At 39.3% G+C, this 14,522-nt stretch carries 11 protein-coding genes; 9 read left to right on the forward strand and 2 right to left on the reverse strand.

Features of this window, described 5'->3' with window-relative positions; translation table 11 throughout:
* From dnaA to cybC, 5 genes are all read left to right on the forward strand, one after another.
* A complete protein-coding gene (gene dnaA / locus H2677_RS00005) occupies positions 1 to 1,395 on the forward strand; it encodes a chromosomal replication initiator protein DnaA (protein WP_004914566.1) in 1,395 nt (464 codons plus the stop codon).
* A 90-nt stretch (positions 1,396 to 1,485) separates the two neighbouring features.
* Positions 1,486 to 2,634: a DNA polymerase III subunit beta gene (gene dnaN / locus H2677_RS00015; RefSeq protein ID WP_004914569.1), complete on the forward strand. Its 1,149-nt coding sequence runs from the start codon at positions 1,486 to 1,488 to the stop codon at positions 2,632 to 2,634.
* A gap of 27 nt (positions 2,635 to 2,661) precedes the next feature.
* Positions 2,662 to 3,744, forward strand: a complete 1,083-nt coding sequence (gene recF / locus H2677_RS00020) for a DNA replication/repair protein RecF (RefSeq protein ID WP_004914572.1) — start codon at positions 2,662 to 2,664, stop codon at positions 3,742 to 3,744.
* A gap of 49 nt (positions 3,745 to 3,793) precedes the next feature.
* Positions 3,794 to 6,262 carry a DNA topoisomerase (ATP-hydrolyzing) subunit B gene (gene gyrB / locus H2677_RS00025; protein ID WP_004950013.1) on the forward strand — a complete coding sequence of 823 codons (2,469 nt, stop codon included), beginning with the start codon at positions 3,794 to 3,796 and terminating at the stop codon, positions 6,260 to 6,262.
* A 21-nt stretch (positions 6,263 to 6,283) separates the two neighbouring features.
* The gene (gene cybC / locus H2677_RS00030; protein ID WP_004914578.1) at positions 6,284 to 6,673 is read left to right on the forward strand and encodes a cytochrome b562; all 390 of its coding nucleotides are present in this window, start codon (positions 6,284 to 6,286) and stop codon (positions 6,671 to 6,673) included.
* 87 nt (positions 6,674 to 6,760) lie between these two features.
* Here cybC and H2677_RS00035 read toward each other — a convergent pair whose 3' ends face one another.
* Positions 6,761 to 7,318, reverse strand: a complete 558-nt coding sequence (locus H2677_RS00035; protein WP_004950015.1) for a VTT domain-containing protein — start codon at positions 7,316 to 7,318, stop codon at positions 6,761 to 6,763.
* A 310-nt stretch (positions 7,319 to 7,628) separates the two neighbouring features.
* Positions 7,629 to 9,557: an ATP-binding cassette domain-containing protein gene (locus tag H2677_RS00040; protein WP_212638902.1), complete on the reverse strand. Its 1,929-nt coding sequence runs from the start codon at positions 9,555 to 9,557 to the stop codon at positions 7,629 to 7,631.
* Positions 9,558 to 9,768: 211 nt separating this feature from the next.
* Here H2677_RS00040 and H2677_RS00045 point away from each other — a divergent pair, with 211 nt between their 5' ends.
* From H2677_RS00045 to H2677_RS00060, 4 genes are all read left to right on the forward strand, one after another.
* A complete protein-coding gene (locus tag H2677_RS00045) occupies positions 9,769 to 10,773 on the forward strand; it encodes a putative solute-binding protein (RefSeq protein ID WP_168154965.1) in 1,005 nt (334 codons plus the stop codon).
* Between the two features lie 46 nt (positions 10,774 to 10,819).
* Positions 10,820 to 11,827, forward strand: a complete 1,008-nt coding sequence (locus H2677_RS00050) for a putative solute-binding protein (protein ID WP_004950022.1) — start codon at positions 10,820 to 10,822, stop codon at positions 11,825 to 11,827.
* Positions 11,828 to 12,049: 222 nt separating this feature from the next.
* Positions 12,050 to 13,051, forward strand: coding sequence for a putative solute-binding protein (locus tag H2677_RS00055; RefSeq protein ID WP_005404003.1), 1,002 nt, complete (start codon positions 12,050 to 12,052; stop codon positions 13,049 to 13,051).
* A gap of 215 nt (positions 13,052 to 13,266) precedes the next feature.
* Positions 13,267 to 14,274, forward strand: a complete 1,008-nt coding sequence (locus H2677_RS00060) for a putative solute-binding protein (RefSeq protein ID WP_004950025.1) — start codon at positions 13,267 to 13,269, stop codon at positions 14,272 to 14,274.
* Positions 14,275 to 14,522 lie beyond the last annotated feature (248 nt).

Consider the following 14,522-nt stretch of genomic DNA (forward strand, 5'->3'; position numbering starts at 1 on the left):
ATGCTCTGGACAGACTGCTTAACTCGCTTGCGACAAGAGCTATCTGATAACGTCTTTGCGATGTGGATTCGCCCGTTAGTTGCAGAAGAAGTGGATGGTGTGATGCGTTTATATGCACCCAACCCTTATTGGACTCGTTATATTCAAGATAATCATCTCGAGTTGATTTCTATATTGGCTGAACAACTGTCTGAAGGGCGAGTGCGTCAAGTAGAGATATTGGTAGATTCAAGACCTGGAACGATTTTATCTTCGAGTGAACAGCCTGCAACAACGACAGCTGCTTTGAGCACAGCAGTACCTTCCCCAATGAAAGTAAAAAAAGAAGCTGAATTGGTTCAAGCGAATCCCCCAGTTTCTAAAATTCCTAAGAAAAGACAATTAAACCCTTTATTCACTTTTTCTTTATTTGTCGAAGGTCGTTCAAACCAGATGGCAGCTGAAACTTGTCGAAAAGTTTTAACGCAGCTTGGTGCATCGCAACATAATCCATTGTTTCTCTATGGCCCTACAGGTTTGGGTAAAACACACTTGATGCAAGCTGTCGGAAATGCGCTGTTACAAGCAAAACCGAATGCACGTGTGATGTACATGACTTCTGAAAGTTTTGTACAAGACTTTGTAAGCTCTTTGCAAAAAGGCAAAGTTGAAGAATTTAAGAAAAACTGTCGTTCTCTAGATTTATTATTGGTCGATGATATTCATTTACTTGCAGGTAAAGAAGCAAGTCTTGTTGAGTTCTTCTATACGTTTAACGCTCTGTTAGATGAATCCAAGCAAATTATTTTAACTTCAGATCGTTATCCAAAAGAATTAACTGAATTGGATCCTCGTTTGGTTTCTCGTTTTTCATGGGGTTTATCGGTGGGTGTAGAACCACCAGATATTGAAACTCGTATCGAGATTTTGCTTAAAAAAGCTGAAAATAGTGGTGTTGATTTACCTCGCAATTGTGCTTTATTTATCGCTCAACAAGTAGTGGCAAACGTTCGTGAACTTGAAGGCGCGTTGAATAAGGTTGTCGCTATTTCTCGCTTTAAAGGTACCTCTATTGATCTTGATGTGGTACGTGAATCATTGAAAGATGTTTTAGCGATTCGAGCGAGAACGATTAGTGTCGAGAATATTCAACGTGTCGTGAGTGAGTATTTCCGTATTCCCTTAAAAGAATTGGTTGGACCGAAGCGTACCCGTATTTATGCTCGCCCTCGTCAGTTAGCAATGGGTCTAGCACGTGAATTGACAGGGGATAGTTTCCCTGAGATTGGAATGGCCTTTGGTGGTCGAGATCACAGTACGGTGATGCATGCTTGTGAAAAGGTTGTAAGTCTTCGCGAAGAAGATCCGATTTTTAATGAAGATTATAAAAATCTACTTCGTCTGTTACAAAGTTAAACTCATTTTCAGAGTTGCAAACTCGTTTTAAGTGCAGCATAGTACACTGCTAACATTTTTATCGGCTTCCGTTGTAAGAGGAATAAAATCGTGCGTTTGAAAATCGCTAAAGAAAGTTTACTCAATGTTTTGTCACACGTTGTGGGTGCGGTGGAGCGCCGTCATACGTTGAATATTCTTTCAAACGTTAAAATTCAAACCACACAGCAGGCCTTGACGATCACAGGTTCTGATTTGGAAGTTGAGTTGGTGGCAAGTACGACCTTAGCTGATGGTGCTTGTATAGAAGCAGGTGAAACGACGGTTCCTGCGCGTAAATTAGTCGAAATTTGTAAATCACTCCCTAGTGCAGCTTTGATTGATTTACAAATCACGGAAGATCAACGTTGTATCTTGAAATCAGGTAACAGTCGTTTTGTATTGGGTACTCTTCCAGCTGAAGACTATCCGCTACTTTCTACTGAGAATAGTTTAGGCACGCAAGTTCAAGTCACTCAGCGTGAACTCAAACGTTTATTTGAAAAGACTGCATTTGCTATGGCAGTTCAGGATGTTCGCTTTTATTTAACAGGAACATTACTAGAAATTGATCAAAATCAGTTGCGTACAGTGACAACTGATGGTCATCGTTTAGCATTGTGTGAGGTGTTAGCTTCATCAACAGCGACATCTTCAATTCAAGCTATCGTTCCTCGCAAGGCAGTAGGGGAGTTACAACGTTTGCTCAGTATTGAAGATGAACAACTCACTTTATTAATCGGTCGTGAGTTGTTGAATGTAACTATCAATACGCCAAGTCGAGATAAGGAACAGGGTGATATTACAGTTCGTTTTACGACTAAGTTGATTGATGGTAAATTCCCTGACTATCGCCGTGTGATTCCTCGTGGTGGTGACAAACATGTGTTGATTGCACATGATGTGTTTAAGCAATCGCTACAACGCGTTGCAATTTTAAGTAATGAGAAATTACGTGGTGTTTTCTTGAATTTTAGCCAAGATACATTGCAATTACGCGCCAATAACCCTGAACAGGACGAGGCGAGTGAAGATTTAGTAATCCAATATCAAGATGCACCTCTTGAAATGTCTTTTAATGCTCAATATATCCTTGATGTGTTGAGTGTTCTTGATGGTGATGATGTGCGAATGAGTATGACAGAGGCGAATCAGTCGGTATTGGTACAAGATCCTGCGCATCCTGATCAAACTTATGTTGTTATGCCTATGCGAGTTTAATTTGCATTGTTGTATTAGGTTTAAATCATGCAAATCACGCGTTTAAATATAGAACGTGTACGAAATTTGAAGACGGTTGCACTCACTGAGTTGCAGCCGTTTAATATTTTCTATGGTGCGAATGGTTCTGGAAAAACATCAATTCTAGAGTCTATTCATTTGTTAGCAACTGGACGCTCCTTTCGCACGCATATTCCAAAACATTATATTCAGCATCAGTGTAATGATGCGATCGTATTTGCTCAGTCCGCAACTGAACGTGTCGGCATGAAAAAACTCATTTCTGGTGAGCAATTAATTAAGGTCAATGGCGATACGATTGCAACGCAAGGGCAGCTAGCAAAGTTGCTCCCTTTGCAGCATATTGATCCGCAAAGTACCGATATTATCGATCATGGTGCTAAACCTCGTCGTCAGCTCTTGGATTGGTTGATGTTCCACGTGGAACCTGAGTTTTATTTTGCTTGGCAGTATTATTCGCGTGCTCTGAAACAACGAAACAGTCTATTAAAAACACGTCGAAATCTCAGTTTGTCTGAACTTGAGCCGTGGAACAAAATGCTTAGTGAATATGGTGAAATTTTACATTCACAACGGATCAGTATCGTTGAGCAATGGAATCAATATTTTCGTGAAGATTTACAGCAGCTTTTGCCAGATATTGATATTGAACTCGAATACTATTCAGGATTTCATACTGAGCAAGGCTTGTTTCAAGACCTTATTCAACAACATCAAAAAGACCTTGAGCGTCGATATACTGAATACGGTCCGCATCGGGCTGATTTACGTCTAAAAACCCCACAAGGTAACGCTGATGATGTGTTGTCTCGAGGGCAAAAAAAGTTGTTAATCATGGCATTAAAACTGTCACAAATTGCAATGCTACATGCGAGTAATAAGGAAACTGTGGTATTATTAGATGATCTGACAGCAGAGTTAGATGTAGCTGCACAACAACGTTTAATTGAGCGACTGAGTCAGTTAGGAAGTCAGGTTTTTCTGACCACCTTAGACCATGCGTCGGTATTAAAACACTTACATGATTTGTCGATTTCCTTTCAATTGTTCCATGTTGTACACGGTCAAGTCAGTCTTGCTGCACCATAATTTTATTTCCTCATTTTTGGATAGATTCGATATTAACTAGGGAGTAACCATGAGTTCAGAGTCTCAATCAGTCTCTCAAACAGAACAAACAAATGAAAAGGCTTATGATTCCTCTAGCATTAAAGTATTACGTGGATTAGACGCGGTTCGTAAACGTCCTGGTATGTACATTGGGGATACCGATGATGGTACAGGTTTGCACCATATGGTATTTGAGGTGGTGGATAACGCGATTGATGAAGCACTAGCAGGTCACTGTGATGAAATTCTAGTGACGATTCATGAAGATGAATCTGTTAGCGTATCTGATAATGGTCGTGGTATTCCGACAGATATTCACCCTGAAGAAGGTGTATCTGCGGCAGAAGTGATTCTGACTATCCTGCATGCAGGTGGTAAATTTGATGACAACAGTTATAAAGTTTCTGGTGGTTTACACGGTGTCGGTGTTTCAGTTGTAAATGCCCTGTCTAAAAAATTGCATTTGACCATTCAACGTGCAGGTCAAATTCATGAGCAAGAATATTGCCATGGCGATCCTCAATATCCATTGAAGGTTGTGGGTGAGACAGATAAAACAGGAACAACTGTTCGTTTCTGGCCAAGTGAGCTTACTTTTAGTCAGACCATTTTTAGTGTGGATATCCTCGCACGTCGTTTAAGAGAGCTTTCTTTCTTGAATGCGGGTGTGCGTATCGTATTGCGTGATGAACGCGTTAATCTCGAAAATGTTTATGATTACGAAGGTGGTTTATCAGAATTCGTTAAATACATTAACGAAGGCAAAACACATCTCAATGAAATTTTTCACTTCACGACTGATGCTGACAATGGCATTGGTGTAGAAGTGGCATTGCAGTGGAATGATAGCTATCAAGAGAATGTTCGTTGCTTTACCAACAATATTCCACAGAAAGATGGTGGTACTCACTTAGCAGGTTTCCGTGCGGCTTTGACCCGTGGTTTAAATAGCTACATGGAAAATGAAAACTTACTCAAAAAAGAGAAAGTGGCTGTTTCAGGTGATGATGCTCGTGAAGGCTTGACTGCAATTATTTCAGTAAAGGTTCCTGATCCAAAATTCTCTTCTCAAACCAAAGAGAAGTTAGTTTCGAGTGAGGTTAAACCTGCTGTTGAACAAGCAATGAATAAAGAGTTTTCAGCTTATTTGCTTGAAAACCCTCAAGCAGCAAAATCAATCGCGGGCAAAATTATTGATGCGGCTCGAGCTCGTGATGCAGCTCGTCGAGCGCGTGAAATGACACGTCGTAAGAGCGCTTTAGATATTGCAGGTTTGCCAGGGAAATTAGCCGACTGTCAGGAAAAAGATCCAGCATTGTCTGAACTGTATCTAGTCGAGGGTGACTCTGCGGGCGGTAGTGCCAAGCAAGGTCGTAACCGTAAGATGCAGGCTATTTTGCCGTTGAAAGGTAAAATCCTGAACGTTGAACGAGCACGTTTTGACAAGATGATTTCAAGTCAGGAAGTCGGAACGCTGATCACAGCTTTAGGCTGTGGTATCGGTCGTGAAGAATACAACCCTGATAAATTACGTTATCACAAAATAATTATCATGACTGATGCGGACGTTGATGGTTCACACATTCGTACCTTGTTGTTGACTTTCTTCTTCCGTCAAATGCCAGAATTGGTAGAGCGTGGTCATATTTATATTGCTCAGCCACCTTTGTATAAATTAAAGAAAGGTAAGCAAGAGCAATACATCAAAGATAATGATGCATTAGAAACCTACCTTATTTCGAATGCGATTGATGAACTTGCTTTGCATATAAGTGCAGATTCACCTGCGATTACGGGTGAAGCTTTAGCTAAAGTTATTGCAGATTATCAAGTGTCGCAAAAAAGCTTGCAGCGTTTAACACTACGTTATCCTGCGAGTTTGTTAGATGGTCTGCTTGAACTAGAAGCTTTTAAAGCGGATCACAATCACGAGCGTGATTATGTGGAGTCTTGGGCAGAACAATTACGTGCTGCAATTGAGAAACTCCAACCAAGTTTACGTCCAGAGATTTCTTTAGAATCATTTGAACGTGAGAACTCACACGGCGAGAAATCAGCTCATTATTGGCCACGTGTCACCGTGTATGTACATAACTTGCCACATTCATATTTGCTTGACGCAGGATTGTTAAACTCTGCTGAGTATGCACGCTTACTGAAGAATGCGAAGAGCTGGTTTACGTTGCTCGAAACGGGCGCTTATTTGCAGAAGGGCGATCGTCGTATTCAGGTGAATAGTTTCCATCAAGTATGGCAGCATATTTTGCAAGATTCTCGTCGCGGCATGATGATCCAACGCTATAAAGGTTTGGGTGAGATGAATGCTGAGCAGCTTTGGGAAACCACGATGGATCCTGAAAACCGTCATATGCTCCAAGTGACGATTGATGATGCCATTGAAGCTGATCGTATGTTCTCTTGTTTAATGGGGGATGATGTTGAACCACGTCGTGCATTTATTGAAGAGAATGCCTTGAATGCAGATATTGATGCTTAAGCGCTAAAAAGGATATTTTTAATGAAAAAAGGATTTTGCTTAGCTACTTTATTTGCAAGTGTGTTGATGTTCAATCAAGGTGTATCTGCTCATCAACTTGAAACAGATATGCGAGTATTGGCTAAAAGTATGACGGCTTTTGCTCAAACTCAGGATTTAGCAGAAGCGAAGAAACAATTGATGCTTATGCGCAAAGCAGCTGTTGCATCAAAGGCTTCTTCACCGCATAAGCTTGAAGGTGTGTCTAAAGATGATGAACAGCTTAAAGCATATCAACATGGCTTAGATCTATTGTTAGCTCAAATTGATTCAGTCAATGCTTTGGTTGAAAAGGGGCAGCTCGAACAAGCCAAAGTACAGGCACTAGAGTTGGTTAAATTGCGCAATGAGTATCACCAACAATTTAAATGATACTTAGATTAACTTTAAGATCATTATAAAAAAGAGCTTAAAACTAAACTGGTTTTAAGCTCTTTTTTGTTCCACGTGGAACCTTTGCTATTGGTCAACCAAATCATTCACCTGAATTAAGGCATGACCAAATAAATATCCAGCGGTGACTAAAACACTGATCCATAACAATGCGCCTAAAACGTTATAGACTACGAAACGCATATAATTCATGTTGCCAGAGCCCGCTGCTAAAGGGGCAAAAGAGCGCGCAAAAGGAATAAAACGTGCGAGAAGAATCGTTTTACCACCATGAGTTAGGAAGAATGTATTAGTCTTTCTTAAATATTCTTGTTTGATAAAGCGTGAATCCATTTTAAAAATACGATCACCAAAATGACGACCAATATGATAATTCACCATATAGCCCAATGTTGCGGCCACAAACAATAAACTAATCATATAGCCAAGATGCATCATTTCAATGACTGAGCAGAGTGCACCAACAGTGAGTAATAAACTATCACCAGGGAGGAAGAACATAAAAACAAAAGCGGTTTCTGCAAATATAATTAAAAAAAGAATAGCGTAGATCCAAACGCCATATTCTTGGATCAAGATTGGAAGAAAATGTTCAAAATTAAAAATAAAATCTAAAGAATTCATTCAGTTTGTATGAGTCCAAATCGGGTACTTACCAAATTGAAGTACAAAAAATATTAAGAAAGTAGACGTTTTAAACGTCAATCGAAAGTCACAACTTTAGAATGATGGGAGCTGAGTATATCGAGCCTAAACACAAAGCTCAATTTTTGAGGAAAATTCCATTTTTTAATTTAACTGAGTAGATAGAAAAAGACATGGTATTTAAATGTGGATTATCGATGTAATTGAGTTTGAGTTTCTATTTTTCTTGTATTGATTAAATTGAAAAACCCTAACTACACATTAGGTATGGTTAGGGAGGGGATGTTACTTAGTTTTCAAATGAGCCTTCAAGTTCCTCTAAACTCATCATAAATTCTAATAATTGCTCTTCAAAATTTTCCAATTTGGCTTTGAGTTCATTTTGTTCATTCATGAGCTTCATAAGATCGTTTTTGCGATTTGCTTCATAAAGCGTTGTGTCACCTAGAAGTTCTTCGATCTCAATGAGTCGTGGTTGAATTTTACCAATCTGTGCTTCGACTTTTTCCATGTCTTTTCGGATAGGTCGAGTGAGTTCACGACGGCGAGCAGCTTCTTTACGTTGAGCTTCTTTATCAACTTTAGGAGCAGCAGCTTGAGATGAATTGCTCTCTTGTTGTGAAGCACTCTGTGCATTTATTTGTTGTTGGCGCGCTTCACGTAACCATTTTGCATAGTCCTGAAGATCACCTTCAAACTCTGTGCATTTTCCTGCATGAACAAGTAACAAATCATCGCACACACTTGCAATCAATTGACGTTCATGCGAAACCAAAACCACCGCACCCTCAAAATCTTGCAATGCCATGGTCAAAGCGTGGCGCATATCTAAATCTAAATGGTTAGTCGGTTCATCTAGAATCAGTACATTAGGACGTTGCCAAACAATTAAGGCTAAAGCCAGACGAGCACGTTCTCCACCAGAGAAGCTCTCACATGGTGTGTCCATGCGTTCGCCACTGAAGCCAAAGCCACCCAAGAAAGAGCGTAAATACGCTTCACTGATTTGTTTATCTGCGATACGTGCCAGTTGAAGCATTGGGCTTGCATGCGCGTCTAAAGCATCCATTTGATGCTGAGCAAAATAACCGATATTAAGAAGTTCAGAAGCTTTACGCTCACCAGCTAATAGTGGTAAGTCACCAACCAAAGTTTTGATTAGAGTGGATTTACCTGCGCCATTCATTCCGAGTAAGCCTATTCGAGAGCTTGGCGTAATCTGCAAACGAATTTTTTCAGCGATGACTTTGTCACCGTAACCAATGGTTGCACCATCAAGACTAAGTAATGGTGAACTCATTTTGGTAGGTTCACGGAAGCTAAAGGTGAAAGGTGTATCCACATGTGCAGGTGCTAATTGCTGCATACGTTCTAATTGTTTAATCCGACTTTGGGCTTGGCGAGCTTTGGTGGCTTTTGCTTTGAAACGATCAATAAATTTCTGTAAATGAGCACGTGTTTCTTGTTGCTTCTCAAAAGCTTGTTGTTGTTGTGCTAAACGTTCGCTTCGTGTGGTCTCAAATATTGAGTAATTTCCTGTATACAAGGTTAATTCTTGATTTTCGATATGCAGAATATGATCAGTCACTGCATCCAAGAAATCACGATCGTGTGAGATTAAAACCAGAGTACCCTCATAAGCTTTTAGCCAGTCCTCAAGCCATAAAATTGCATCTAAATCTAAATGGTTGGTTGGTTCATCTAATAATAATAAATCTGAACGACTCATTAGTGTTCTGGCAAGATTAAGTCGCATGCGCCATCCACCTGAAAAGCTGGCTACATTTAATCGAATTTGATGATCTAAAAAGCCTAGTCCAGCCATCAGTTGTGCTGCTTTAGCAGGGGCAGCATAGCCATGAATTTCATCAAAACGACCATGAAGCTGTGCCAAATCTTCATTACTTAATTGATCAGGATGCGCGAGCTTTTCTTGAATCGTCCAATACTCTTCGTCACCTGAAAGTACGAAGTCGATGGCAGGAATATCTAAGGCTTTAATTTCTTGTGCCATATGAGCCACTGTCCAAACAGATGGACGACTTAGATTTCCCTCATCAGCGACTAAATCACCTAAAAGTGCTGCAAATAACGTAGATTTTCCTGCGCCATTTACGCCCGTGAGACCAATTTTCCAGCCTGGATGAAGTTGCATAGATGCTTTTTGGAAGAGAACGCGCCCACCACGGCGTAAAGAAACTTGGTCAAATTGGATCATGAGTATGCAAAATAGCGAATAGATAGCCGCATTTTAAGGTGATCCCAAGCGATTGCAAATTTTTATATGAATTTATGCAAAGCTGAAATCAAATGCATTTAGATGATAAAAATAGAGTAAAAACTCTACTTCTGTGTTTAAAATCAGATTATTATTTAGTTTAGATGAAAAAATAAGTAACAAGACCAAAACTATACGACAGGAATTCAGGATGAATAAGGGAATTTTGGCATTGGGGGCAATGTTAATTTTGGGGGTAAATACATCATCAAATGCGGCAAAAGTTTGTGTATTTGATCTATTAGGTAAGTCAGGAGAGGCTTACAAAATGATTGAAGAGTGGGCGTTAGCTGCAAAAGTTTGGCGTGGTGATATTGATCTGATCAGTTACCAAAATGAAGCTCAGGCTGAAAAGGATTTTCAACAAGGGAAATGTGATGGCGTGTATATGACTTCTATGCGCGCGCGAACTTACAATAAATTTGCTGGGTCTGTTGATGCAATTGGTGCAGTTCCAACCTACGCAATAGCCCAAAAAGCAATCAGCTTTGCCTTAGATAAACGTAATCAGCGCCGTTTGGTAAGTAGGGACGGAAATCAGAGCTATGAAGTCGCAGGTATATCAGAAATTGGTTTGGCATATATCTTCGTCCGAGATAAAAAGATCAACACCATTGAGAAAATCAAAGGGAAAAAATTTGCGGTGCTAGGATATGACGAAGCACAAAAAATTGTTGTTCGAAGTCTAGGTGGGCAAGCAGTATTGTCAGATATTTCGGATATCGCCAAGAAATTTAATAGTGGTCAAGCTGACATCATGGCAGCACCAGCCTACGCATATAAGCCACTAGAGCTATATAAAGGGCTTGGAGAGGATGGAGCAATCATTACCTTTCCAGCTGTAAATATGACAATGGATCTGATTATTCGTCCTGAAAAATTTTCGAGTAATTTTGGACAAAACTCACGAGATTGGTTTCTTGGACGCTTAAAAAGTAATTTCACCTTGATACAACGCATGGAAGCGGATTTACCTGCAAAATACAAAATTAATTTAAGTCAGGAAGATAAAACCCGTTATCAACAAATTCTACGTGAAGCACGAATCAGTTTAACCAAGCGTGATATTTATGATTCAACCATGATGAGTGTTTTAAAACGTGCACGTTGCACGGTTGAACGCACAAACTTTGAATGCAGTCTTGGTGGTGAATAATTTTTTGTTTTTTTAAGTGTGTTTTTATTTTTTTATAGGGGGAAAAATGAAAAAGGGGCTATTTGCTTTATCAATCTTAACATTGATGGGGTTTGCAACGACTGTTCAAGCAAAACAAAAAGTATGTGTATTTGATTTATTAGGAAAAGCAGGTGAAACATTTGGAGTGACGCAAGAATGGGCTGTCACGGCTAAAAATTGGCAAGCTGAAATTCAATTGATCCCATATCAGGATGAGGCGAAGGCACAAAAAGACTTCGAGTCAGGAATCTGTGATGGTGTGTATATGACCTCTATGCGGGCTCGCAAATACAATCGTTTTGCAGGTTCGATTGATGCGATTGGTGGTGTGACCAGTAATGATGTAGCACAAAAGGCGATTAGTTTTGCTTTAGATAAACGCAATAAGCACCGATTACTGGCAAAAGTTGATGATCAAAACTACGAAGTTGCTGGCATTTTACAATTTGGTTTGGCTTATGTTTTTGTACAAGATAAAAATTTAAATACGATCGAAAAAGCCAAAGGAAAAAAGTTTGCCTATCTTCACTACGATATAGCTCAAAAAGCAGTAGTAGATAGTTTACAAATGATTTCAGTACCTTCAGAAATCTCTGATTTTGTAAAAAAATTCAATAGCAAGCAGGTTGATGTGATTGCTGCACCTGCATATGCCTATAAGCCACTCGAGATTGAAAAAGGGATTGCAAAGTCGGGTGCCATGTTTACCTTCCCAGTTGTAAATATCACAGGAGATTTAATTATTCGTCCTGAAAAGTTTCCTGTTAATTTTGGATTAAAGTCACGGGAATGGTTTGTTAAACAGCTACCGAAAAGCTTTACGATGGTTAAACGCCTAGAAGACTCTATACCCGCGAAATATAAATTGAGTTTAGGCAAAGAAAATGAGGTTCGCTATCAACGAATACTAAGAGACGAACGTATTAATCTGACGAAACAAGGTGTATACGATCCGATTATGATGAGTGTTCTGAAACGCGCACGTTGTACTGTAGAACGTACAAACTTTGAATGCTCCTTAGGTGGTGAATAGTAAATATCCTGATCCTAGTTCTGATTAGTCCAAATATTTCAATCAAATGCTTTGCTATGAGACATCGTCAATTGACTCTTTAGAAAGTGTGATCAGGATAGTTAAATATCTGAAAAACCCGACATATGTAGACAAAAGGACTAGGCTTTTAAATAAAACCTGACTATATTTGTCCTTAGCTGGTGGAAAAATATGCAAAAACAGCAATTAAGGGAAAACAAGATGAAAAAAGGACTTTGGGCACTGAGCGCTGCAACGCTTTTTGCCATGACCACTTCTGTGCAGGCAAAACAAGAAATTTGTGTATTCGATTTGTTAGGAAAGGCTGGGGAGTCTTATAAACTGATTGAAGAGTGGAAGCTTGCATCAAAAACTTGGCAGGGTGACGTTGAGTTAATTGCTTATCAAGATGAACAAAAGGCTGAACAAGACTTTGATGCTGGTAAGTGTGATGGGGTTTACATGACCTCAATGCGTGCGCGTAAATATAACAAATTCGCTGGTTCGATTGATGCTGTGGGTGCAGTAACGAGTAATGCAATTGCGCAAAAAGCAATTAGTTATGTGCTCGACAAACGTAATAAAAGCCGTCTGACTGCAACAGTCAATGGAGAAAAATACGAAGTTGCTGGAATTATTGAAGTCGGTCTTGCTTATATTTTTGTGCGGGATAAACGAATTGATACGATAGAAAAAGCGAAAGGAAAAAAATTCGCTTATTTGCATTACGATCAGGCACAAAAAACAATTGTTGAAAGCTTAGATCTGATTGCTGTGCCATCCGATATTTCTGATTTTGTGAAAAAATTTAACAGCGGTCAGGTCGATGTGATTGCTGCACCAGCATATGCCTATAAACCGTTAGAAATTAGCAAAGGATTGGCAAATGGTGCTTTGTTTAATTTCCCTGTTGTGAATATCACAGGTGATCTGATTATTCGTCCAGGTAAATTTCCTGCAAATTTTGGTACTCAATCGAGACAATGGTTCATCAATAAACTTCCAAGTAACTTTGCCATGGTGCAACGTTTAGAATCAGGCATGAATGCCCGAAAAATTAACCTATCGAATGAAGACAAAGTACGCTATCAAAAAATGTTACGAGAAGGGCGTATGAATCTAACAAAACAAGGCGTTTACGATGCTACTATGATGAACGTACTCAAACGTGCACGTTGTACTGTTGAACGTACAAACTTTGAATGTACATTGAGTGGAGAATAGAAGTTTTACGTTATTTCAAATCGTGAACCTTAGCGTATAACTTTTGACTTATCACAAAAATGTCTAATAAAAGAAGTGGATGATATAAAAAAGGACAAATATTAAACAATCCTGACATAAAAATAGAGTACAAGCTCTATTTTTTTTCAGAAAACATGATTAATATTTGCTTCGAACAAGGAGACAAACATAAAGTTTGTGAAAGGATGAAAAATATGAAAAAAATTGCATTAGCTATTGCAACAACTGCGATGATGGGCATGTCAGCATCTGCTCAAGCAAAAATCGATGTGTGTGTATTCGACTTATTAGGGAAGTCAGGTGAATCATACAAAATGATGCAAGACTGGGCACTTGCTGCAAAAGGTTGGGGTGCTGACGTTAACCTTCTAGCAATCACTGATGAGCAAGTTGCTGACAACAATTTCAAGGCTGGTAAATGTGCTGCTGTAGCAATGACAGCAATGCGTGCTCGTCCATACAACAAATTCGCGGGTTCTATTGATTCTCTAGGTGGTGCGCCGAGCAATGAAATTGCTCAACGTGCGATTACTTACGTTCTAGACGCTCGTAATGCTGCGAAGATGACGACTAATCTTGGTGGTAACAAATATGAAGTAGCGGGTATCTCTCCATTGGGTGCTGCGTATATCTTCGTACGTGACAAGAACATTAACTCAATTGAAAAAGCTGCTGGTAAGAAATTCGCTGTATTGGGTTACGATGATGCTCAAAAAATCATGGTACAACGCGTAGGCGCTCAAGCAGTACTTTCTGACATTTCTAACTTCGCTGCTAAATTTAACAATGGTCAAGTTGATATGGTAGGTGCGCCTGCTTATGCATACAAACCATTAGAATTGAGCAAGGGTTTAGGTACTAATGGTGGTATCTTCAACTTCCCAGTTTTACAAGTAACTGCGGATCTTGTTATTCGTCCAGAAAAATTCCCTGCTGGTTTTGGTCAAAAATCTCGTGATTACTTTGTGAAGCAACTTCCAAAAGCATTCGCAATGATCAAACGTTACGAAGCTGAAATTCCAGCGAAGTACAAAATGAACTTAAGCGCAGAAGATACATTGAAGTATCAAAAATTATTACGTGATGGTCGTATGGATTTGACTAAGCGTGGTATTTACGATGCAGGTATGATGTCTGTATTGAAAAAATCTCGTTGTTCAGTGAACAAATCAAACTTTGAATGTGCATTACCTGGTGAATAATCAGTAATTGCCAAAAATGACACTTAAAGCCTAGATTTATCTAGGCTTTTTGTTTTTTTGTGATCGTCATTTAAGTCATAGCCTTTACTTTAAAATCTCGTAATCATAATGAGATAAAAATCAAATGAAATCGTGAAGATTAAAATATATTTTGATCAGGAAGATTTACGATTGATGATGAGGGATTTCGTTTATATACCATTAGGGAATTAAACGTGGTTCTACGATTTTGGGTGTGATGTCACAAC

Source organism: Acinetobacter junii, from assembly GCF_018336855.1.
GTDB classification, from domain to species: domain Bacteria; phylum Pseudomonadota; class Gammaproteobacteria; order Pseudomonadales; family Moraxellaceae; genus Acinetobacter; species Acinetobacter junii.

Coding starts and splice junctions, on each gene's coding strand:
- dnaA (WP_004914566.1), top strand. CDS start 1: ATGCTCTGGACAGACTGCTTAACTCGCTTGCGACAAGAGCTATCTGAT.
- recF (WP_004914572.1), top strand. CDS start 2,662: ATGCAAATCACGCGTTTAAATATAGAACGTGTACGAAATTTGAAGACG.
- gyrB (WP_004950013.1), top strand. CDS start 3,794: ATGAGTTCAGAGTCTCAATCAGTCTCTCAAACAGAACAAACAAATGAA.
- cybC (WP_004914578.1), top strand. CDS start 6,284: ATGAAAAAAGGATTTTGCTTAGCTACTTTATTTGCAAGTGTGTTGATG.
- H2677_RS00035 (WP_004950015.1), bottom strand. CDS start 7,318: ATGAATTCTTTAGATTTTATTTTTAATTTTGAACATTTTCTTCCAATC.
- H2677_RS00040 (WP_212638902.1), bottom strand. CDS start 9,557: ATGATCCAATTTGACCAAGTTTCTTTACGCCGTGGTGGGCGCGTTCTC.
- H2677_RS00045 (WP_168154965.1), top strand. CDS start 9,769: ATGAATAAGGGAATTTTGGCATTGGGGGCAATGTTAATTTTGGGGGTA.
- H2677_RS00050 (WP_004950022.1), top strand. CDS start 10,820: ATGAAAAAGGGGCTATTTGCTTTATCAATCTTAACATTGATGGGGTTT.
- H2677_RS00055 (WP_005404003.1), top strand. CDS start 12,050: ATGAAAAAAGGACTTTGGGCACTGAGCGCTGCAACGCTTTTTGCCATG.
- H2677_RS00060 (WP_004950025.1), top strand. CDS start 13,267: ATGAAAAAAATTGCATTAGCTATTGCAACAACTGCGATGATGGGCATG.